Origin of the sequence: Microbacterium sp. AR7-10, assembly GCF_001878835.1 — a bacterium.
GTDB classification, from domain to species: Bacteria; Actinomycetota; Actinomycetes; order Actinomycetales; family Microbacteriaceae; genus Microbacterium; species Microbacterium commune.
In genome coordinates, this window is sequence record NZ_MJIR01000029.1 from 24,108 (window position 1) to 45,225 (window position 21,118).

Here is a 21,118-nt window from a genome sequence, read left to right on the forward strand (position 1 = left end):
GCCCGGCGCGGTCACGCGGAGGCGGGCACCACCCCAGCGAGATGACGCGGCAGACGAGCGACGAACTTGTCAGCCATCGCGATCGGGTCCTTGTAGTCGACCAGCTCCGAGATCAGCGGACCGACCGACTGACGCTCGGCACGCTCTCTCCACTCCTCCACGAAGTCGATGACGGCCGGCATTCGATTCGTGTTGCCTGAGAGCCACAGCACTGTCGGTGCGTCGGGCGAATCGCTCTCGTAGAACGCGATGCCCTGGCCTGCACGGCTGATCCGAAGCGCCCCGATCCCCACTCCGCGGAGCGGCTCCGCGGTCGCGTAGCGGACGTTCCGGGAGATGGCGTCCGCATCCCGGCCCGTCAGGCGTGCCGCGAACTGCGAGATGAAGCTCTGCACGCCCGGGTCCTTTCGGTGGATCTGCTTCGGGCCCTCGGACGGAGGGCGAGGAACCGAGGCGAGCGGCGAGAATTCGCTCTGCCAGTTCGCCGTCCGCGCCGCCTCGGCCGGCGGGATGCTGCGGCTGAGCCGGCCTCCGCTGTCGCGCCACCACTGCGCGCCGTCGAGAGTGAAGCGCAGCAGCTGAACCTCGTAGTAGGGACGCTCTTGACCGTTCACCGTGATCGGCAGATGCACGCCGAGCACGTGCGAGGTCAGTGGCGCCCGCGGCCGGTCGTCATCCGGCAGATCGACCCGCAGGTGGCCGCTCGTGTCGACGGCCACTGCTGCGGCCCAATCGCTGCTCGGCTCCGACCCTGGCGTCGGTGACATGGGCTCACCGCGGTCCTCGGCATGAGCGCGGTTGATGGGCAGAAACCATGTGCCGGGAGGGATGACCGCTTCTCGATTGCGCAGTTCGAGAGGGGATTCGCCATTTTTCACGGTGACCACCAGGTCGACATCGCGCACCAATGTCGAACCGTTGTTGATGACCACCACGCCCAGATAACTCCCCTGCTGATCGGAGTGAGCGGTTTCCGCGACCCAGGCAGTCACCTGTTCAGCGCGAGCGCGATCCGCGACCTCGACGTTCGCCTCCCGCTCGGCGACGACATGCCGACGCTGCCCGAGCGCCACTGAGATGGTCACGACCAGCACGAGGGTGTTGAGTATGGGGCCGAGCAGACCCCCGAAGGTGTCGCCGACGGCGCCGAGGGAAACGGTTTCCTCGATGGCCGGGGGCAGCGGCAGACCGGCGAGAGTGTGCAGGCCGATCCACACCAGCACGACCAGCGACCAGACCAGCATCGCCGCGACGGGAGACAGCAGCACCACCAGCCCCCAGAACCACGGGCGACGCCACCAGGCCGAGCCCCCGTCGACCGAACGCCCCCTCACGAGGCGTCCGCGATCGGATAGACCTGGGGATCGCCGGTCTGCTGGAAGTGACGGATGACAGGCAGGTGCGCGATCACGCCGACCCGGCCGGGGCGTCGGTGTCCGAGGTTCCAGTGCACGCGGTAGCGCTTGCCGTCATCGAAGGTGATGGCTCCGATGCGGTCGCGCATGTCGATCTCGGTCCTCTTGTACCGCTTCGCGTCGGATGCGCTGTAGGGGTGATGGTCCGGGTCGTACAGCAGCGCCGTGCCGTCGTACGGATTGGCGGGATCGGGGAGGATCACGGTGCCGACGACCGCACCGAACTTCTCCTCGAACTCGCCGATCGACGTGATCCCGTGCTCGACGACGAAGGCCTGCGCGATCTTCTGCAGCGCCGTCTGCACGAAGCGGGAGGCGAAGAACGTTCCCAGTCCGTGGTCCTCCTGCGGGTCGAGCAGCCAGCCCACCATCTTGCTGTACCGGGTCTCACCCGCGCTCGCGCCGTAGTCGACGATGTCCCAGAAATTGGGCACCGGACGCAGGATCTCGCCGACCAGGCGACTGCTGTCGCCGGTGATGAGATCTGCGAGTACCCGTGCGATGACGGTGTCATCCTGATTGAAGCTGCTCATGCAACCCTCCCGTAGTGCGAAACATGATGAGAAGCGGGCGCAGCGCAGTCGTGCAGATGCACCTCGGTGAGTCGCGCGAGTTCCAGCGCGTAGTGGCGTCCGCAGTAAACCTGAACCTCGGGCTCGAGCGGGTCGTCGTCTTCTCCGACGTGTCCGCCTCGCCCGATGCGGTACTCCGGCGTGGTGGTGCAGACGCTCTCATCCCATGCGCACCCGCGTGGACGGTCTTCACCGTCGCTGTCGTCGATGCCGATGACGTCGTCTTCCACGGTCGAGCGCGTGGCCATCAGTCCTCCTCGATCGCGAGCACGGCACGCAGTCCGGCTTCGGCGCGCCGGATGCCGGCCTCGAGCTCTTCCCGCGTGAGGTTGTGCTCCTCGTCGAGCCATCGCCCCCACCTGTCTTCGAACTCTGCGCGGCGGCGATGGTGCTGCTCGCGCCTTGCGCTCGGCGGCACCGAGATCTCGACCAGCGCCCCGTCGTCGTCGATCTCTATGAGCAGGTTCGAGCTGCCCCATGGCACCGGCAGAGCGACGTCGGTCCCTTCAACCCCGAGCAGAATCCAGTCACCGGGGGTAGGACGCCCGTCGCCGTCGCGACTCAGGGTGCTGTTTCGGTCCACCGCAGACCACGAGAGCACCGCGTCAGCCCACCAGCGGATGAGCGTGCCGCCCGACATCCGGATGGTCGCCGAAGGTACAGGGGGGAGGTGCCCATCACGTTGGGCGAAGGCGACCGCTGAATCCTGATTGGTCGCGACCACGAGCGGCAGGTAGCCGACCGCCCCGTCGCCGTCCATCTTCTGCAGCAGCTGCCCCTCCCGCATCTCACCTCGCACGTAGGGGAAGTCCGTGAGCGAGAGTGCCGTCACCCGCACCTGCGTGCCCGATAGGGCCTCGTCTATCCATACCTGCAGTGCTGACAGGGCGGAGAGCGAGTCGACGGCGACCTCGTGGGCGCCGTACGCCGAGATCCCCATGGACGAGCGCTTGATCATGCTGGAGATCTCATCCTGTCCCCAGCGCCGGGCACTGCGTGCGCTCGCCTCTCGCTGTGCCTCCTCCAGCAGGATCGCGTCGTACCAGTCCTGCAGAGCGGCTTTTCGTCTCAAGGACTTTCGGTAGGGGTGGGGAAGGGCGTTCTCCTCGCCATCCACGCGGATGCTGCCATGCATCGCCGTCGTGCACGGCGCGCTTCGCGTATGCGCGTTCGTATCCCAGATCTCGTATTGGATGTGCTGGGCGCCGGCGACTTTGGATGCGGCTCGCCAGCCGATCCGTCCGTCAGCGCGGAAGAACACGAAGTCGTCCGGTGTCAGGGCACAGCCGTGCCGCGTTCGGGGACGCACGAGGTGCGCGTGAAGTGAAGTCGGGAACACGATCCCAGTCTGGGAAACCCGGGCGTCCGGAATGAGCGAACTGCCGTCCGGGATCGTACGGAGTTCGCGTTTTCAGACGAGCGGTCGGCGACGGGGCACGCATCCGTCTCTGACCCGACGGCGTAACCCAGCCCGCGCGGCACCACAACCCCCTCGATCCCACGGCCCGACGAAGGCATCGTGAGAGCTCACGCCACCCGCGACCGGCGGGCGGCAGGAAGGGGCAGGCGATGACCGACACCACCGATGACCGCGAGAAGGTCGCCGAACTGATCAAGGACTTCCGCTTCGCGATGTTCACGACCCGCAAGGCCGACGGCAAGCTCGTGTCTCGACCGTTCACCGTGCAGGAGGCGGAGTTCGACGGCGATCTGTGGTTCCTGATCTCGAAGAGCTCGTCGCCCGCGGCAGAGCTCGCCGCCGATGCCGACGTGAACGTCTCGATGAGCTCGAACGACGCGTGGGTCTCGCTCTCCGGCACGGCATGGCTGGTCGACGACCGCTCGAAGATCGACGAGCTGTGGAACCCGATGGTCGAAGCCTGGTTCCCTGACGGATCCGACGACCCCGACGTGGGCCTCGTGCGCTTCACGGCGGAGTCGGCCGAGTACTGGGACACCCCGGGTGGGCGAATCGCGACGGTGTTCAGCTTCGTGAAGTCGAAGCTCACGGGAGAGCAGTACGACGGCGGCGAAAGCGGCAAAGTCGAGCTCTGACCTCGGTCCGACTTCGGCTCTTGCCGGTGTCGGTGNNCACCGACACCGGCAAAGGAGCCGACCATGAGCGACAGCACTTCCTCTTCCTCCTCCGACCTGTTCGGATCGAGCAGCGGGCCCGAGGGCCGCTCGATCGGCGACTGGACCGACCTCGGCCGCGAGATGTGGTCGTTCCTGACGGGTCGCGGCGCCGTCGTCAACTACGCGTTCGACGACATGACCGTCGAGGTGCCGCGCGACATCGGCCCCGACGCCCCGCGCGCGACCTGGAAGATCAACGGCACGCTTCGGGTGACGACGAGCGACAACACCCTCACCTCCGACACCGGCACGTACACCGACCGGGATTCCGGCCCCTCCGCGGGCTGAAGCCTCCGTGGGGCACGGGCCATGATCACCGTCGACGCCGACCTCACGGTCGCCCTGCTCGGAACCGATGACGAACCGCCCTTCTCGGTGAAGGTCACCGCGCAGGGCAAGCGCGTGAACGTCTTCGTCAGTGACCCCGAGCGTCTTCCGAGCGTGCACCGCGCCCAGCTGCACGAGGTCGACGCCCTCGCCAAGCAGCTCGCCGCGCAGGGGCTCACCGTGCGCATCGAGGGCCCCCAGGGGCCACTGATCGAGGTGGGCGACGTGCGACGCAGCATGCTCGCGCGTCTCGTCACCGGCTCATCGCACATGCGACTCGGCTCGCTGAGCGCGCTGAACAGTGTGCGCCGCATCCAGTCCACCCGCGCGCTGCCGCCCATCCCGAACGTCGCTCAGGTGCTGCTGCCCCTGGCACCCACCTTCCAGCGCAACCGACCGCGACGCATCACCACCACTCACTACGCGTGGGGTGCCGGGCATCCCCGATTGATCTTCACTGTGGATGCCGAGCAGTGGGACGGCGTGGCACCCAAGGTCTTCGACCTCACCGGCGACCGGGTCACCATCGGCTCATCGCCGAGTTGCGACCTCGTGCTGCCCGGCCTCGAAACGGTGCACGCCGAGATCCGTCACGAGCAGGGCGACGAGTACGTGCTGTACGCCAAGGGTGCGGTCGGCGGCGGCGCGTATCGGGAGCGCATCGGCGATGAGGAGCAGGGACGCATCCTGCGCACCGGCGCGCTGATCACGATGGGCCGGTGGCGGCTGGCGTTCTTCCGCGAGGAGTACGCCGACCACGGTCGCCCCTACGGCGGACGCCAGGGCGGCGAGTACGCCTACCAGCGACCGCAACCACCGCGCGAGCAGCTGATGCGCGATCGCGGCTCGGCCGCGGGGCAGCCGGTGCGCACCGAGCCCGGCGCCGACCCGGAGCAGTCCGGCGGCGAGGGCGTCGTAGCCGTCGAGTGACCCACGGCGGAGGGCGACGGGACGCGCCGGTAGACTGGACGCGCCCCGCCTCCCTCTTCTTCTGGAGCCCGCGTGACCACTCCTGCCTCTCGTCAGCATGTTCCCGACTCGGTCGAGAACGCCATCGCGACTCCTGAGAAGGAGCAGCCCTACGCCGCGCTCGGGCTGAAGCCCGAGGAGTACGAGCAGATCAAGACCATCCTCGGTCGCCGCCCCACGTCGGGCGAGCTGGCGATGTACTCGGTGATGTGGTCGGAGCATTGCTCGTACAAGTCGTCGAAGAACTACCTGCGCCGCTTCGGGCAGAAGGTCTCTGACGAGATGAGGGAAAGGCTCATGGTCGGCATGGGCCAGAACGCCGGCGTCGTCGACGTGGGCGAGGGATGGGCCGTCACCTTCAAGGCCGAGTCGCACAACCACCCCTCGTTCATCGAGCCGTTCCAGGGCGCCGCTACCGGCGTCGGCGGCATCGTGCGCGACATCATCTCGATGGGCGCCCGCCCGGTCGCGGTGATGGATGCCCTGCGCTTCGGCGCCATCGACCACCCCGACACCCCGCGCGTCGTGCACGGCGTCACCAGCGGCATCAGCTTCTACGGCAACTGCCTCGGCCTGCCGAACATCGGCGGTGAGACCGTCTTCGACGCCGTTTACCAGGCCAACCCGCTCGTCAACGCCCTCGCGGTCGGCGTGCTGCGTCACGAAGACCTCAAGCTCGCCAACGCCACCGGCGTCGGCAACAAGGTCGTGCTGTTCGGTGCCCGCACCGGCGGGGACGGCATCGGTGGCGCGTCGATCCTGGCATCCGACTCGTTCGACGAGGCCGGCCCGACCAAGCGACCCGCCGTGCAGGTCGGCGACCCGTTCGCCGAGAAGGTGCTCATCGAGTGCTGCCTCGAGCTGTACCAGCTCGAGCTGGTCGAGGCGATTCAGGACCTGGGTGCCGCCGGCATCTCGTGCGCGACCAGCGAGCTGGCCGCCAACGGCAACAGCGGCATGCACGTCTCGCTCGACAACGTTCTGCTGCGCGACCCGTCGCTCACCGCCGAAGAGATCCTGATGAGCGAGTCGCAGGAGCGCATGATGGCCATCGTCGCGCCCGAGAAGCTCGACGCGTTCCTCGAGGTGGTCGGCAAGTGGGAGGTCGAGACCAGCGTGCTCGGCGAGGTCACCGGCGACGGCCGCCTGATCATCGACTGGCAGGGCGAGCGCATCGTCGACGTCGACCCATCGACCGTCGCCGTCGACGGCCCCGTCTACGACCGTCCGGTCGCGTACCCGACGTGGATCGACGCGCTGCAGGCGGATGCCGCAGAAGACCTGCCGCGATCGAACGAGCCCGAGGTGCTGCGCACGCAGTTCCTGCAGCTGCTCGGCTCGCCGAACCTCGCCGACACCAGCTGGATCACCAACCAGTACGACTACTACGTGGGCGGCAACACCGCGCTCGCCTTCCCCGACGACGCGGGCATGGTGCGCGTCGACGAGGAGTCGGGTCTCGGCTTCGCCGTCTCGACCGACGCCAACGGCCGCTACTGCCAGCTCGACCCGTACGCGGGCGCGCAGCTCGCCCTCGCCGAGGCGTACCGCAACGTCGCCGTCACCGGCGCCACCCCGACGGCGATCACCGACTGCCTCAACTTCGGCTCGCCCGAGAACCCCGAGGTGATGTGGCAGTTCGGGCAGACCGTCGACGGTCTGGCCGACGGATGCTACGAGCTGGGCACCCCGGTCACCGGCGGCAACGTGTCGTTCTACAACCAGACCGGAGACGTGCCCATCCACCCGACCCCGCTGGTCGGCGTGCTCGGCATCATCGATGACGTCTCGCGTCGCATCCCGTCGGGCTGGCAGGATGCCGGCGACAACATCTACCTGCTCGGTGTGACCTCCACCGAGCTGTCGGGCTCGGCCTGGGCCGACGTCGTGCACGACCACCTCGGCGGCCTGCCGCCGAAGGTCGACCTCGCCGGCGAGCGTCGTCTCGCAGGGCTCCTCGGAGCTGCCCGCGAGGAGTGGCTGATCTCGTCGGCGCACGACCTGTCTGAGGGCGGACTCGGCCAGGCCCTCGCCGAGGGCGTCATGCGCTTCGGCGTCGGCGCACGCGTCTGGCTCACCGAGCTGATGGAGCGCGACGGGGTGGATGCTGCGACTGCGCTCTTCTCGGAGTCGGCCGGCCGCGTGATCGTGACCGTGCCGCGCGAAGAGGACGTGAAGTTCCGTGGCCTGTGTGAGGGGCGCGACTACCCCGTGCTGCGCATCGGCGTCACCGACACCGAGCCGACCCTCGAGGTGCAGGACGTCTTCACCGTCTCGGTCGACGAGTTGCGCGAGACCTCGCGCGGCACGCTGCCCGCGGTGTTCGGACCGACCGTGACCGAGCCTTCCGCATGACTCAGGCCGACGAGGACTACGGCGATCTCGCCGAGCGCCGCAGCCGCCGCATCCGGATCGTCGCCTGGGTGACCATCGTCGCGCTCATCGTGGGCGGCGGCGGGGTGACCGTGCTCTCCCTGCTGTTCGGCTGACGCGGGCGGGGTTCTCCGGGTGGGCCGTGGCATCCATGAAGGTCTCGCCAAGCCGGTCTTGGCTATCCTTTCCCGCTGATGCGCGACGAAGGCGGCGCCCTCCATTTCGAGGACGCCGCGCATCTCGCCGAGCGACTGGCCAGATGCCCTGCGCCCGTCCATAGAAACCCGGGGGATCTCACTCCCCTGTCATGCGTCGCCCGCTACCGTTTGTGGCGACGTCCGATCCGCCTCGGTGCTCTTTGTGCGGCCGATCCCGAAGTACACCCCTCCCGCCAGCAGCACGCCGACCGGCCAGGTAAAGGCGGTTGTTGCAGCCAGTGGCGGAAGAAGCGTCATGCAGACTGTCACGACTCCGGCGACCAATAGCGCGACTACCGCCCGAGGGTTGTATCCCTTCGAGTACCAGTAAGCCCCGGTCGACGAATCGTCGAAGAGCGCCTGTGTGTTCAAGGACTTGCCGCGTAGCAGGTAGTAGTCGACCATGAGGATCCCGTATAGCGGGCCCATCAGGGCGCCGACACCACCGACCATCTGATTGACGATGACCGGGTTGGCGAACAAGTTCCATGGTGTGATCAGAATCGAGACAACGGCGATGACGACGCCGGCCGAGCGGAACGTGAACCTACGTGGCCAGACCTGAAGGATGTCGTACACCGGCGCCACGAAATTGTAGATGACGTTGATTCCCGCGGTGGCGATGGCTATCGCGACCAGCGCGATGAGAAGGGCCGCGACGTTGTCGAGGTCGTAGAGGAGCTCCAGCGGATCGCTCACAGCCGAGCCGTGCACCTTGACGGCAGCGAGAGCGATGACGATCGAGACAATCCCGAAAGCTGTCGCGTTGATGAGCAGGCCCAGCATGTTGCCACGGCGTACCATCGCAGCTGTCGGTGCGTTGCGCGAGAAGTCGGCAAAGTTGAGGGTGGGGCCGCCGAAATACGCCACGAGAATGAACGCCGCAGCCACCATCCCGACAAAGCCGCCACCGGTCTCGACTGTGCGGAAATTGAAGTCGATCGACCATTCCGCTCTTGCCAGCATCCAAACGGCGAGCGCGATCATCGCGATCCAGATCACCGGTCCCGCGAAGTCCGACAACTTGCGCACCGTCTCCATGCCGTTCGCAAGAGCGAGGGCTTGCGCGAGCGACAGTGCGAGGAAGCAGATCCATCCGAGGGCGGACAACCCGAGAAAGGACGTCTCTGTCAGCGAAAGGGTCGCCGGGAACACTTTGACCAACAAAATCATCACGGCCTGGGAGGCGAGGTATGTCTGTACTCCGTACCAGAACACGCCAACCACGCCGCGAAGGACGGCCGGGATGTTTGCGCCGCGTACGCCGAAGCTGGCGCGGGCGAACACCGGAAACGGGACTCGTTCACGTTGTCCTGCCACGCCACTGAGATTATTGGCGAAGTAGATGATGGTCACACCGATGACGAACGCGATCATCACCTGCCAGCCGACGAGACCTGTGGCGAAGAGGCCGATGGCCACAGAATACCCAGCGAGGCTGTGCCAGCCGGACATCCACCAGGCAAAGAGGTTCCAGGTCTTCCAGGTGCCGGAGGCCGACTCCGGTGCGAGGTCGACGTTGTAGAGCGTCGACGTCGAATCTGTAATGGTGCGGGACATCATTGTCTCCTTCAGTATCGGTAGGGATAGCGAACGGCTCGGGTGCCGTCAGATGTGTGGTCGGCTCAGAGGCCGTCGCGATGCAGGTACTCGCCGCGGCCGGCAGTCCCCACGAACCGCCCCTTGTCGGCGACCAGCCGCCCGCGCGCGAAGACCTTCGTGATCTTTCCGGGAAGCGACCAGCCTTCGTAGAGCGTGTAGTCCATGTTCTGGTACTGCGTGTCGGCCGTGATCAGGGTGGTACCGTCGGGGTCGAGCAGCACCACGTCCGCATCGGCACCGATGCCGAGGTGGCCCTTGCGCGGAAAGAGGCCGAACTGCTTCGCGGGAATCGTCGAGGTCAGTTCGACGAACCTCTCGATCGTGAGCTTGCCGGTGGCGACTCCCTTTCCGTACACGACCGACATGCGGTGCTCGACTCCCGGCCCGCCATTGGGGATCGCACGGAAATCATCGCCCGAGAGTCGCTTCTTGTCCTCGAAGCAGAACGGGCAGTGATCGGAGCTGACGACGCTGAGCACGCCGGAGTTCAGTCCACGCCACAGCGCCTCGCGATGTTCGAACGTGCGCAGCGGCGGTGTCAGCACTGCCTTGGCCGGTTGGAAACCCGGCTGATCGTAGATGTCGCGATCCAGCGTCAGGTAGTGCGTGCAGGTTTCCGCCGAGACTGGCCAGCCCGCCATGCGGGCCTCGCCCACCGCATCGACGGCGCCCTCCGTTGACAGATGTACGAAGTACAGTGGTGCATCAGCCATTCTCGAGATACGAATGGCGCGTTCGACCGCTTCGACTTCGGTCGCGGGCGGCCGGGCGATCTCGTGATACCCGGGACCGGTCTTGCCCTGCGCGACGAGGTCCGCGGCGATCCGATCGATGACGTCGCCGTTCTCCGCATGCACGCATACCTGGCTGCCGACCCGACTCGCACCGCGCAGCACATCGTAGAGCTGCCCGTCGTGCAGCATCAGAGTGCCACGGTAGGCCATGAACACTTTCAGACTGCTTACACCCTCGGCCCTGACCTCGGTGAGTTCGTCGATCGCGCCGTCGTACAGGTCGGTGATGCACATGTGCATCCCGTAGTCGATGGCTGCCTTTCCTTTCGCCTTCTCCCTGTGCAGCTGGAGCGAGTCAGTCAGAGTGCTCCCGGGGATCTGCATGGCGAAGTCGACGATGGTCGTGGTACCGCCCACTGCGGCAGCGACCGTGCCCGTGGCAAAGTCATCGGCCGTCGTAGTGCCCATGAGAGGCGCATCCAGGTGGGTGTGCACGTCGACCCCACCGGGCAGCACCATGAGACCGGTGCAGTCGATGACCTCAACATTCTCGGTCGACATCTGGCTGAAGTCACCGATAGCGACGATCTTCCCATCAGACATCAGCAGATCCGCTCGCGTGCGACCCCCGCCGTCGACGAGAGTCCCTGCTCGAAGGAGCGTGCGGTTCATCATGATCTCCTCAAGCCTCGCGGTCGAAGCCGGGGACGGGCACGGGTTCCCCCCGGCCGACCCGGTCGACGATGATCGAATAGTTCTCCGGTCGCCGGTGCGCCGCGAAATCGAAAACGCTCTCTCGGTACATCTCTGCCATTCCCAGGTCGATATGCGTTACGACGACCTCGTCCTCGTCGCCGATGGTCTTCGCGACGATCTCCCCTGACGGGGCAGCGATTGCGGACCCACCGATCATGTATACGCCGTCTTCCGTACCGCTCTTGCCCGCAGCTGCCACCCACACCGAGTTCTGGTACGCACCCGCCTGCAATGACAGCAGATGGGTCGACATCTTCGCGTGCGGCTCCTCCGACCAACCCGGCACATCCAGCGGCGTGTTATAGCCGAGCACCACCAGGTCGGCGCCCTGTAGGCTTAATGCGCGGTAAACCTCGGGCCAGCGCCTGTCGTTGCAGAGTGCCATCCCGATCTTGATGCCCTGAGATTCGAAGACGCCGAAGCCCAGGTCGCCGACCTCGAAGTACCGCTTCTCCAGGTGCTGATGCGTCAAGTTCGACCGGTTATCAGCGTGACCCGGCAGATGAATCTTCCGGTACTTACCGGTAATGCGGCCCTGACCATCCACAAGGATCGACGTGTTGAAGCGTCGCCCTTCCGGCGTGAGTTCGGCGTAGCCGAGGTAAAACCCGACGCCCAGCTCACGAGCCGCAGCAAACAGCGGAGCCGTTTCGCCACTGGGCATTTCACGTTCGAAGTAGTGGTCGGACGCTTGCAGAGACTCGGTCCAGTATCGCGGGAAGAAGGTCGTGAGCGTCAGCTCGGGAAACACCACCAACTCGGCACCACGCTGGTGGGCCACACGCATCATCGAGATCAGTCTTGCGACAACCTCGACGCGCGTCTCCTCGGGTTGGATTCCACCGACCTGTGCCACTGCCAGGCCGAACGTCCGCTTCGACATCCGCGTCTCCTCATGTTCACTCGCTGCTCTGCGATACCGATCACCTTAGGAGAGCCGAGCCGGCGGATTCCTGTTACATTCAACAAACCGCCACAGCTAACTTGTCGCATGCAACAAGGAGAGGGTCATGTCGGATCTTCGTCTCGACCTTCGCGTATCGCTCGGGCGCATCAGTGACGCTCTGCATCGCTATGTCGACGTCATGGTCGGGGCGCGCGATGACACCGTGCCCGCCGACGTGGGTACCGTACGCATCGAATCCCGCAGTCTCTCCGATCGCGCGGCGCTCGACGGTGTGGTCGCGACAGCACGCGCGCACGGGTGTGACCTCCTGATCCTCACGCACACCGCGACGGCGATCGTCTGGCCGCCCGCCTGTGACATCTCCGTGCTCGTGCTGCGGCCGGGGACCGACCCGGAATGGGTGCGCGCTCGTCTCGCGCAGATCGGAGAAGACGCGGGAGAGCGCCGCTCCGCAGACGAGATGGGCCGGATGAGCATCGTTGCGATCGCGGACAGAGCTGCAGCAGACGTCGGCGGGCACATCATCGTCGAGGATGACACCTTTCAGTTGCTCGCGTACTCCCGAATGACCCCCGGCGTCGATCCGGCACGCCGCGAGGCGGTTCTTCAGCGGCAACTCCCCGGCCCGTACCAGCAAATCTTTAACGGCCAGGGTGTGCTTGCACGACTGATCGCTGGCACTCCGATAATTCAGACGGAGAGCGTCGATGCTGCTGGCCTCGGGCAGCGATTGATCGCTGGAATTCGGCATCACGGCCGTCTACTTGGCAGCATCTGGCTCGCACGTGACGCCCCGGTCTTCTGCGAACGAGATGCCGAGGTGCTGCGCGCTGCAGCCGCAGAGATGAGCCCTCTGTTGGGCGCGCTAATGCGTAGGCGTGACGACGAAAGAGTGCGTCGCGACGAAGCCGTCGCAGACCTACTGTCCGGCAAAGAGCCTGCGGACCCCCGTACCGCGCTCGGCTACGGCGCTCCGGACTTTACGCGCCCGGGTCACGCGATCGCGCTGAAAGAGGTCAACCTACCGCGAAGCCGGCAGGCAATGGATGCCGATGCCATCCGTGTCCTCGCGGATGTCACAGCGAGGTCCCGTCGCGCAGCCACGCTCTCGACCACTGCAGACGGGGTCGCTTTCATGCTGCATCTGGGTTGCGACTCCCCCGCCGCGGAATGCTCGTCCGCAGGCTCGGCAACGCTCGCCAAGTCGCTCTCTGAGAGCTTCTCCGGCATGGGCGCGACCATTGCCGTCGCGGTCGGGAGGCACTGGTCGGACACTTCCGGGATCGAGCAGTCGGCGAACGACGCCGACAGAATGGTGAGAAAAATGGCTCGAGACGGTCGTACGGGCCTTGCGACGCTCGCGGATCTTTGGGCACCGTTGACGCTCGCAGAAGCGCTGCCCGAACAGGTTCCGCGAGCGGCTCTGCCAGAGACAGTCCGGCAGCTCTTCGCGAAGACGTCACGCGCTCGGGAGCAGCGGCGAGTGCTCGCCGTCCTGCTCGACGACTGGGGCAATCCCAGCGCGGCAGCGGCACGCCTCGGCATTCACACGAATACGGTGCGCTATCGACTCCGGCGGTTCGAGGATCAGCTGAAGGTGGACCTCAACGAACCGGACGCGCGATTGGTGCTCTGGATGCTGCTGCGCACCGAGCATCACTTGTGACGCGGTTTCGGGCGACCACGAGAGCAAGCAGTGTTCGCCCGCGCAGAGTGGGCGTGGGCTGCTCACGCCGGTGGACGGCGCCTGCGTGGACGTGGTTGCCTCCGGGAGGTGGGCCTGGGGCATCCCTGGGTCGCGCGACGCCGACCTATCAACTTCCTCCTGCAACCTCGACACCTCAGAGAGCATCGGGTGCACGCCGACCGAAGGAGTAGGCATGAGCGACAGCACACCCGACCGCGATCCCAACGACCAGGAGTTGCTCTCAAACGGCATGGACGACAGCACCGGCGGCCCCAACAATCTCATGGACACGCCGCCCGCGCAGGTCGACGACAAGGCCGTGCGGGAGCACCGCGCCGAGGGCACCGACGAGCGGAACGCCGGGGATTAGCATACGGGGGCTGTGTGACGACGCCCGCACTGGAGCGCATTCGCGAGTCCTATTTGGTCGCCTCGAGTACTCCGAGACGACCGGATGGAACCAGTCAGTTCTGCGCCAGCATACTTCCCGATACTGGCGCCTGCGCGGCATCCGCAAGGATGACCGACCGGCGCCTCACGCGGTGTCGGACTGCCCGCGGTCGCTCGACTCCGACTTGCGACCGCCGGCCTCGAGAACGTCACCGGCGGGAAGCTCCTTGTGCCCGCCGAACTGCAGACGCATCGCCGAGAGCACCTGGTTCGCAAAGTGGTCTTCGCCGCGCGAGGCGAAGCGCTCGAACAGTGCGGACGAGAGCACGGGCACGGGCACGCCGACGTCCACGGCGGCCTTGACCGTCCAGCGTCCCTCGCCCGAGTCTGAGACGCGGCCGGCGAGGTCGTGCAGGGTGGGGTTCTCGTTCAGTGCGGTCGCGGTGAGGTCGAGCAGCCACGACGAGATCACTGACCCGCGGCGCCACAGCTCGGTGACCTTCGCGGTATCGATGGGGAACTGGTAGAACTCGGGCTCTTCGAGTGGCGCGACCTCGGCGGAGTGCTCGGCCTCGCGCACTCCCGCGTCGGCGTTCTCGAGCAGGTTCAGACCCTCGGCGATCGCGGCCATGATGCCGTACTCGATGCCGTTGTGCACCATCTTCACGAAGTGCCCGGCCCCGGCGGGACCGCAGTGCAGGTAACCCTGTTCTTCCGGCGCGAGGTCGCCGGTGCGTCCGGGCGTGCGTTCGATCTCGCCGACACCCGGGGCGATGGTCTTCAGCAGCGGCTCGATGTGCTGCACTGCGGCATCCGATCCGCCGACCATGAGGCAGTACCCGCGCTCGAGGCCGAACACGCCGCCGCTCGTGCCGGCGTCGACGTACTCGATGCCGCGCTCGCGCATCGCGGCCGCGCGGCGCACGTCGTCGCGGTAGTTGGAGTTGCCACCGTCGATGACGATGTCGCCCTCATCGAGCAGGTCGGCGACCTGCTCGAGAATTGAGCCGGTGAGCCCGGCCGGGACCATCAACCAGATCACGCGGGGGGTCTGCAGCTTCGACACGAAGTTCTGCAGGTCGCTCGCCCCGGTCGCACCATCGGCGACGATCGCCTGGACCGCGTCCTGGTTCACGTCAAACCCGACGCATTCGTGTCCGTCCCGCATCAGTCGGCGCACGATGTTCGCGCCCATGCGTCCGAGTCCGATCATTCCCAGCTGCATCATGTCTCCCGTCGATTGGCATTCCCATGGTCACGCACATGCGTGATCGCGGGCAAGGCCCCTGCGGCGAGCGCGCGCATGTGGCATTGTTCGCCTTCGAGGTGCGGGCGCATGCGGGGTCGGCGGGCCGACCGCACGCCGCTGCACCGGCGGCAACGTCGCTGGCAGTCGGGCTAGGGTGGCGAGATGGCCGGGATCAGTCGGGAGTCGCTCGCCGCCCAGCGGCAGGATGCGGCGGCGCGCGCCGAGCATGCGGCATCCGCCCTGGCCGAACTCGTGCACGACCGACAGGGATCGAACGACGACGACGAACACGACCCCGAGGGCGTGACACTGTCGTCGGAATGGTCGCGGCTGTCGGCGCTGGCCGAGGCGGCGGCCGACGAGGTGCGGCAGTACGACGACGCGCTGGAGCGATGGGATGCCGGTGACTACGGCATCTGCGCGAACTGTGGGCAGCCCATCCCCGAGGCGCGACTCGAGGTGCGCCCGTTCGCGCGGATGTGCGTGCCGTGCGCCGAGAAGCTCGGGTGACACGGCGGCCGCGCGTGACCGTGCCGCCTGACAGCCCGCGAGCCGGGACGGGCCGGGGGCTGGACGAACCGGGAGTCGGGACGAACCGGGAGTCGGGACGAAACGGGGGCCGGGACGAAACGGGGGCCGACACTCCAGATGTCGGACGGATCCCGCGAGAACGTCCGACATCTGGCGTGTCGGCCCCCAGAACGGAACGTCGACGCAACGCAACGCGTCGACGCCGCGTCAGGCGAGGGTGAGGAACAGCTTCTCGAGCTCCGCCATGCTGGGGGCGCCGTCCTCGGCATCCTCACCGTCGATCACGCAGTGCTTCAGCGCTGTGCTGATCACCGCGAAGCCGGCGCGGTCGATGGCCTTGCCGACGGCCGCGAGCTGGATCACGACGTCACGGCAGTCGGCATCCGCCTCCATCGCGTCGATCACCGCGGTCAGCTGCCCGCGGGCGCGCTTGAGCCGGTTCACGACCTTGCGGATCTCGTCATCGGGTGCGGCGCTCATACGGACTCCTTTTCGAGAGAGCGGTCGGCGGCGAGCATCCGGGTGCCCGCCTGCCACGTGAGATATCCGCCGGCGAGGTTGCGCGCCTGGCGTCCGTGCTGGCGCAGCAGACGCACGGCGGTGTGCCCGCGCTGACCCACCTGGCAGTGCACGATCAGCTCGCCGTCGGGCAGCTCGTGGAGCCGGTCGCGCAGCTCGTCGACCGAGACGTTCACGCTGCCGGGGATCGCTCCGGCCTCGTGCTCGCCGACGCTGCGCACATCGAGCACGGTCGCGCCGGAGGCCACCGCGGCGGAGAGCTCGTGCCACTGGATGGCGTGGGTCAGCCCCGTCGCGGCGTTATCGGCGATGTAGCCGAGCATGTTCACCGGGTCTTTCGCCGAGGCGAACTGCGGTGCGTAGGCGAGCTCGAGCCGGCTCAGCTGCGACGCTGTGAGCCCCGCCTGCATGGCCGTCGCGATCACGTCGACGCGCTTGTCGGCGCCGCGGCGTCCGATCACCTGCGCGCCCAGGATGAGGTCCGTGCCCGGGTCGACGAGCAGCTTCATCGTCAACCGCTCGGCGCCCGGGTAGTAGCCGGCGTGGTCGGAGGGGTGCGCATGGATGACGCGGTGGGCGCGACCGGCATCCCGCAGCCTCTTCTCGCTCCACCCCGTCATCGCGACGGTGAGATCGAAGACCCCGACGATGGCCGTGCCGAGCGCGGGCAGCGCGTCGGCCGGATCCGAATCGAGCAGCCCGGCAGCGGCCGCGATGGCGTCGGCGGCGGTGCGGCCGTGCCGGTTCGCGAGGCCGGCCATGGTGACGAGTGTGGGCTCGGCAGACACGGCATCCACCTTTTCGACACCGTCGCCGACGGCGAAGATGCACGGGTCGCTGGTGCGCTGCAGCGCGTCGACGGCGATCCCGCCGGTAGTGCCTGTGGCGAGCCCGGCGGAGACGGCGAGGGATGCCGCGGGGCGCACACCCCTGGCGTCGATGACGATGTCGGCGGCGACGGTGGTGCCGTCGTCGAGGTGGACGCCTTCGGCATCCAGCGACTCCACCGATGCACGCAGCCGCAGATCGACGCCGCGCGCACGCAGCTCGTCGACGACGAGCGCGGCCATCTCGATGTCGAGCGGACTGAGCGGATGCGGGCCGTGCTGGACGAGTGTGACGGCGAGGCCGCGGTGCACGAGGTTCTCGACCGCCTCGATGCCGATGAATCCGCCGCCGACGACGACGGCGCGGCCCGCGTCGGGAAGATCCGCCAGGGCATCGGTGATGCGGTCGACGTCGTCGATCGTGCGCAGGGTCGACACGACGGGGGCGCGGGGCGTCTGCTCGAACACGTCACGCGAGGCGGCGCCGGTCGCGAGCACGACGTGGTCGTAGGGCTCGTCGACGACCGTGCCGGTGCGCACATCCCGGATGGTGACGGTGTGGGCATCCCGATCGATCGCCACGGCCTCGGAACCGGTGCGCACATCGAGGGCGAACCGCGCCCGCAGAGACTCTGGTGTCTGCAGCAGCAGCGACTCGCGCTCGGTGATCACGCCGCCGACGTAGTACGGCAGCCCGCAGTTGGCGAAGCTGACGTAGTCGCCCTGTTCGACGACGATGATCTCGGCGTGCTCGTCGAGCCGCCGCAGGCGAGTGGCCGCCGACATGCCGCCGGCGACGCCGCCGATGATGATCACGCGCACGGTCAGCTCCGCCCGAACAGCTTCGCGAAGAAACCCGTGCGGGGCTCGTTCTCGTGTCCGCGGCAGCGGTCACTCGACGGCACGCCGGCCATCACCATGTCGACGTGCTGGCCGCAGCCGGCCCACGTCGTCTTGCCACAGGTTCGGCAGGTCACTGCTCGGCACATCTTCGCTCTCCTCGGTTCGGGTACGGATCGATCGTACCCGATACCCCCGGGGGTATAACTGGATGCCGGCTGAGAGCCCTCTCGCGCACGCGGTGCGCGGAAGTAGGCTGGGCCCATCATGGATGAGTTCTTCCGGGGCATGTGGGACTTCGCCGGCAACTACTGGTGGCTGGTGTTTCCGCTGATGGGCGTCGCCGGCGGCATCGGCAAGTCGTGGGAGCGCGCATCGAAGCGTCGTCACGAGCGGCGACTCGAGACGCTGCGCCTGAAGGGTGAGCTCAAGGCCGCCCAGCTCGCCGCCCGCGGGGGAACCGCGCAGCCGGCGAGGGCTCAGGCCCGCGAGACCGCGGCCGCAGAGCGCGCGTCGACCGTCCAGCTGCTCGAGCGCCTCTTCGCCGAGCACGACGAGATCACCGCGCGCTGGCTCGACTACGAGCTCGATGTCGCCAAGCTCATCGCGTTCCCGGCGATGAGCGACGGGCGACAGCCGCTGACCGCCGCATTCCTGCGGGCGAAGAAGATCGCCGACACGCTGCGCCCCGCGTCTGCGGATGCCAAGCTCAGCGAGGCCGAGATCGCGGAGTACGTCGACGCGGTGGGCGACTACGCGGTCGCCTTCGACATCGCCGAGCGCGATGCCCGCCGACTGCGTGACGCGAACTTCAGTGAGGACGAGCGCAAGCGCCTCGATCGCGCGCAACACATGCTCACCGTCGCCCTCGACGACGCAGCCACGCAGGCCGAGCGCAACCTCGCCTACAAGCGCGTGCGCGAAGAGCTCGACGGGCTCATCCTGCTCTCCGACGAGGCCGTCGACGTGCTCGAGCAGAAGGTGGCCGGTCAGATCGGCACGGCACGGGCATCCGGTTCTTCCCTCGCTCCCGAACCGGAACCCGAGCGCATGCCGCTGCGGAGGGACGAGCCGTGAGAGTCGACAACGTCACCGGGCCGATCGCCTGGCATGCCGAGGGACCCGTCTGGGCAGCCGCGTGGGGCGGGTTGCGATGGGTCGACGGCGCCGCCGGCGACCTGCTCACGCTGCGCGACGACGGCGTGACACGGCAGCATGTCGACGACGAGTATCTGGCCTTCGTGCGTCCGCGCCGGTCGGGCGGCTTCGTCGCCGTCGGAGCGCGAACCCTGTATCTGGCCGACGAGGCCGACGGCGAGACCCGAGCGGTCGCGCGGCTCGGTGACGATCCCGGCGTGCGGATGAACGACGGATGCTGCGACCCCGACGGCCGGCTGCTCGCCGGCTCGATGGCGTACGACGCGGCGCCAGGTCGGGGGTCGCTGGCGCGGATCGATGCCGACCTGTCGGTCAGCGTCGTGCTGCCGAAGGTGAGCATCTCGAACGGCATCGCCTTCACGTCCGAAGGCTCGCGTGCGTACTACGCCGACACCGCGACCGGCCGCGTCGACGTGTTCGACGTCTCGGACGGCGACCTCGTGAACCGCCGGCCGTTCGTGTCGATCCCGTCCGACGCCGGCGCGCCCGACGGACTCTGCGTCGCCGCCGACGGCAGCGTGTGGGTGGCCCTGTGGGGCGGGTCGGCCGTGCACGGATACGACAGCTCGGGCGCGCTCATCGAGAGCATCCCGCTGCCGGTGTCGCAGGTGAGCGCGTGCACGTTCGGCGGGCGCGCGCTGAGCACCCTGTTCATCACCACGTCGGCGCAGGGGCTCGATCCCGGCCACGGCACCGAGGCGGGATCGCTGTTCGCCGTCGACCTCGGCATCCGGGGCCAGCCCACGCTTCCTTTCGCGGGCTGAGCCGATCGCGCGGCCCCTCCCGGGCGTAGAGTCGGGCCATGAAGAGCACGCTTCGGGTGGGGATCGTCGGGGCGGGCGGCATCGCCCCGGTGCACATCGAGGGCTGGATGGCGCTGGGCGCCGATGTCGCGATCCTGCGCAGGACGGATGCCGGTGCGCTGGCTGATCGCTACGGCATCCGGATCATCGGCGGGCTCGACGAGCTGATCGATGCGGTGGACGTGGTCGACATCATCAGCCCCACTTCCACGCATCTCGAGATCGCCCGTGCCGCCTTCGCGCGCGGCAGGCACGTCGTGTGCGAGAAGCCCCTCGCGGCGAGCGCCGCCGACGCGCGGGCGCTCATCGACGCAGCCGATGACGCCGGCGTGCGGCTGTTTCCCGCGCACGTCGTGCGGTACTTCGAGGGGTATCGCGACCTGCACGAGCGCATCGGATCGGTCGGCACCCTTGCCGAGCTGACCTTCCGGCGCACGGTCGGTGCGCCTGATTCGGCCTGGTTCTATGCCGAGGATGCCGGTGGCGGCGTGATCCGCGATCTGATGATCCACGACATCGACCAAGCGCTGTGGCTGGCCGGATCGGTCGCCGAGGTGTCGGCCACCCAGGACCCGCCCGCGGTCGGCGATCGTGTCTCGCCGCCGGTCTCGGCGCATGTCACCCTCACCCACTCGAACGGTGCGATCAGCCACCTGCGGGCCGACTGGCTCGAGCCGGGCACGCCGTTCCGGTCGATGGTCGAGGTGGCCGGCTCCGACGGCATCCTGCGCGTCGACACCGACGTCGACCCGACCGGCGTCGACCCGTATCGCGCTCAGCTGGCCGACTTCGCCGAAGCGATCCGCACCGGGGGCGACGCGCGGGTCACCGCTGCCGACGGGCTGGCGGCGGTCTCCGTGGTGGATGCCGCGTACGCATCCCTCGCCGGGAAGCGCCCGATCACGTTCTGACCTCTCGCGATACGTTCCGGGGGCCGACACGCCAGATGTCGGACGGATGCCGTGAAAGCGTCCGACATGTGGAGTGTCGGCCCCCGATGTGTATGCCGGCTCCCGGCGTGCCCCGCCCCCTGTGCGTGACCTGTCTCTTATACACATCTAAAAAAAAAAATAATCCCCGCCCCCTCCTCTTCGCCATTCGGTGCTGTCTACGTCGTTGGTGAACA

General features: G+C 67.6%; 21 protein-coding genes. 11 read left to right on the plus strand and 10 right to left on the minus strand.

Annotation, left to right across the window (positions count from 1 at the left end):
* Positions 1–11: 11 nt before the first annotated feature.
* Genes BFN01_RS01555 through BFN01_RS01570 form a run of 4 tightly spaced genes read right to left on the minus strand, consistent with a single transcriptional unit; the run spans position 12 to position 3,059 of the window.
* Positions 12–1,334: a hypothetical protein gene (locus tag BFN01_RS01555; RefSeq protein WP_071640804.1), complete on the minus strand. Its 1,323-nt coding sequence runs from the start codon at positions 1,332–1,334 to the stop codon at positions 12–14.
* Positions 1,331–1,948 (minus strand): PD-(D/E)XK nuclease family protein, encoded by a 618-nt coding sequence (locus tag BFN01_RS01560; RefSeq protein ID WP_071640806.1) that lies wholly within the window; start codon positions 1,946–1,948, stop codon positions 1,331–1,333. The genes BFN01_RS01555 and BFN01_RS01560 overlap by 4 nt, the downstream gene beginning before the upstream one ends.
* On the minus strand, positions 1,945–2,235 hold the full coding sequence (locus tag BFN01_RS01565; RefSeq protein ID WP_071640808.1) for a hypothetical protein: 291 nt from the start codon (positions 2,233–2,235) through the stop codon (positions 1,945–1,947). The genes BFN01_RS01560 and BFN01_RS01565 overlap by 4 nt, the downstream gene beginning before the upstream one ends.
* Positions 2,235–3,059, minus strand: a complete 825-nt coding sequence (locus BFN01_RS01570) for a hypothetical protein (protein WP_071640810.1) — start codon at positions 3,057–3,059, stop codon at positions 2,235–2,237. Before BFN01_RS01570 ends, BFN01_RS01565 begins: the two co-directional genes overlap by 1 nt.
* A 497-nt stretch (positions 3,060–3,556) precedes the next feature.
* Here BFN01_RS01570 and BFN01_RS01575 point away from each other — a divergent pair, with 497 nt between their 5' ends.
* From BFN01_RS01575 to BFN01_RS15320, 5 genes are all read left to right on the plus strand, one after another.
* On the plus strand, positions 3,557–4,042 hold the full coding sequence (locus BFN01_RS01575) for a pyridoxamine 5'-phosphate oxidase family protein (RefSeq protein ID WP_071640812.1): 486 nt from the start codon (positions 3,557–3,559) through the stop codon (positions 4,040–4,042).
* Positions 4,043–4,105: 63 nt separating this feature from the next.
* Complete coding sequence (locus BFN01_RS01580) at positions 4,106–4,411, plus strand: hypothetical protein (RefSeq protein ID WP_071640814.1); 306 nt, start codon at positions 4,106–4,108, stop codon at positions 4,409–4,411.
* Between the two features lie 21 nt (positions 4,412–4,432).
* Positions 4,433–5,380 (plus strand): FHA domain-containing protein, encoded by a 948-nt coding sequence (locus tag BFN01_RS01585; protein ID WP_071640818.1) that lies wholly within the window; start codon positions 4,433–4,435, stop codon positions 5,378–5,380.
* Positions 5,381–5,452: 72 nt separating this feature from the next.
* Positions 5,453–7,774: a phosphoribosylformylglycinamidine synthase subunit PurL gene (gene purL / locus BFN01_RS01590; protein ID WP_071640831.1), complete on the plus strand. Its 2,322-nt coding sequence runs from the start codon at positions 5,453–5,455 to the stop codon at positions 7,772–7,774.
* Entirely contained in the window at positions 7,771–7,908 is a 138-nt protein-coding gene (locus tag BFN01_RS15320) for a hypothetical protein (protein ID WP_177243775.1), read from the plus strand. The genes purL and BFN01_RS15320 overlap by 4 nt, the downstream gene beginning before the upstream one ends.
* A gap of 189 nt (positions 7,909–8,097) precedes the next feature.
* Here the strand turns inward: BFN01_RS15320 and BFN01_RS01595 are convergent, their stop codons facing one another.
* From BFN01_RS01595 to BFN01_RS01605, 3 genes are all read right to left on the minus strand, one after another.
* Positions 8,098–9,549, minus strand: a complete 1,452-nt coding sequence (locus BFN01_RS01595) for an NCS1 family nucleobase:cation symporter-1 (protein WP_218161786.1) — start codon at positions 9,547–9,549, stop codon at positions 8,098–8,100.
* 65 nt (positions 9,550–9,614) lie between these two features.
* Positions 9,615–10,997 carry a dihydropyrimidinase gene (gene hydA / locus BFN01_RS01600; protein ID WP_083428578.1) on the minus strand — a complete coding sequence of 461 codons (1,383 nt, stop codon included), beginning with the start codon at positions 10,995–10,997 and terminating at the stop codon, positions 9,615–9,617.
* A 10-nt stretch (positions 10,998–11,007) separates the two neighbouring features.
* The gene (locus BFN01_RS01605; RefSeq protein WP_071640837.1) at positions 11,008–11,964 is read right to left on the minus strand and encodes an N-carbamoyl-D-amino-acid hydrolase; all 957 of its coding nucleotides are present in this window, start codon (positions 11,962–11,964) and stop codon (positions 11,008–11,010) included.
* A gap of 127 nt (positions 11,965–12,091) precedes the next feature.
* On the opposite strand from BFN01_RS01605, the gene BFN01_RS01610 reads away from it, so the two are divergent.
* Both BFN01_RS01610 and BFN01_RS15325 read left to right on the plus strand, forming a co-directional pair.
* Positions 12,092–13,654, plus strand: a complete 1,563-nt coding sequence (locus tag BFN01_RS01610) for a CdaR family transcriptional regulator (RefSeq protein WP_071640839.1) — start codon at positions 12,092–12,094, stop codon at positions 13,652–13,654.
* 214 nt (positions 13,655–13,868) lie between these two features.
* Positions 13,869–14,045, plus strand: coding sequence for a hypothetical protein (locus tag BFN01_RS15325; RefSeq protein WP_177243776.1), 177 nt, complete (start codon positions 13,869–13,871; stop codon positions 14,043–14,045).
* 165 nt (positions 14,046–14,210) lie between these two features.
* Here the strand turns inward: BFN01_RS15325 and gnd are convergent, their stop codons facing one another.
* Positions 14,211–15,293: a phosphogluconate dehydrogenase (NAD(+)-dependent, decarboxylating) gene (gnd, locus tag BFN01_RS01615; protein ID WP_256220996.1), complete on the minus strand. Its 1,083-nt coding sequence runs from the start codon at positions 15,291–15,293 to the stop codon at positions 14,211–14,213.
* A gap of 183 nt (positions 15,294–15,476) precedes the next feature.
* On the opposite strand from gnd, the gene BFN01_RS01620 reads away from it, so the two are divergent.
* Positions 15,477–15,824 (plus strand): TraR/DksA family transcriptional regulator, encoded by a 348-nt coding sequence (locus tag BFN01_RS01620; RefSeq protein ID WP_071640841.1) that lies wholly within the window; start codon positions 15,477–15,479, stop codon positions 15,822–15,824.
* 228 nt (positions 15,825–16,052) lie between these two features.
* Here the strand turns inward: BFN01_RS01620 and BFN01_RS01625 are convergent, their stop codons facing one another.
* Both BFN01_RS01625 and BFN01_RS01630 read right to left on the minus strand, forming a co-directional pair.
* Complete coding sequence (locus BFN01_RS01625; RefSeq protein WP_071640843.1) at positions 16,053–16,325, minus strand: metal-sensitive transcriptional regulator; 273 nt, start codon at positions 16,323–16,325, stop codon at positions 16,053–16,055.
* Positions 16,322–18,013, minus strand: a complete 1,692-nt coding sequence (locus BFN01_RS01630) for an FAD-dependent oxidoreductase (RefSeq protein ID WP_071640846.1) — start codon at positions 18,011–18,013, stop codon at positions 16,322–16,324. The genes BFN01_RS01625 and BFN01_RS01630 overlap by 4 nt, the downstream gene beginning before the upstream one ends.
* Positions 18,014–18,298: 285 nt before the next feature.
* On the opposite strand from BFN01_RS01630, the gene BFN01_RS01635 reads away from it, so the two are divergent.
* The 3 genes from BFN01_RS01635 to BFN01_RS01645 are packed head-to-tail and all read left to right on the plus strand — an operon-like array spanning position 18,299 to position 20,903.
* Positions 18,299–19,108 carry a hypothetical protein gene (locus BFN01_RS01635; protein ID WP_071640849.1) on the plus strand — a complete coding sequence of 270 codons (810 nt, stop codon included), beginning with the start codon at positions 18,299–18,301 and terminating at the stop codon, positions 19,106–19,108.
* Positions 19,105–19,953, plus strand: a complete 849-nt coding sequence (locus BFN01_RS01640) for an SMP-30/gluconolactonase/LRE family protein (RefSeq protein WP_071640851.1) — start codon at positions 19,105–19,107, stop codon at positions 19,951–19,953. Before BFN01_RS01635 ends, BFN01_RS01640 begins: the two co-directional genes overlap by 4 nt.
* Positions 19,954–19,991: 38 nt before the next feature.
* On the plus strand, positions 19,992–20,903 hold the full coding sequence (locus tag BFN01_RS01645; protein WP_071640853.1) for a Gfo/Idh/MocA family protein: 912 nt from the start codon (positions 19,992–19,994) through the stop codon (positions 20,901–20,903).
* Positions 20,904–21,118: the final 215 nt, after the last annotated feature.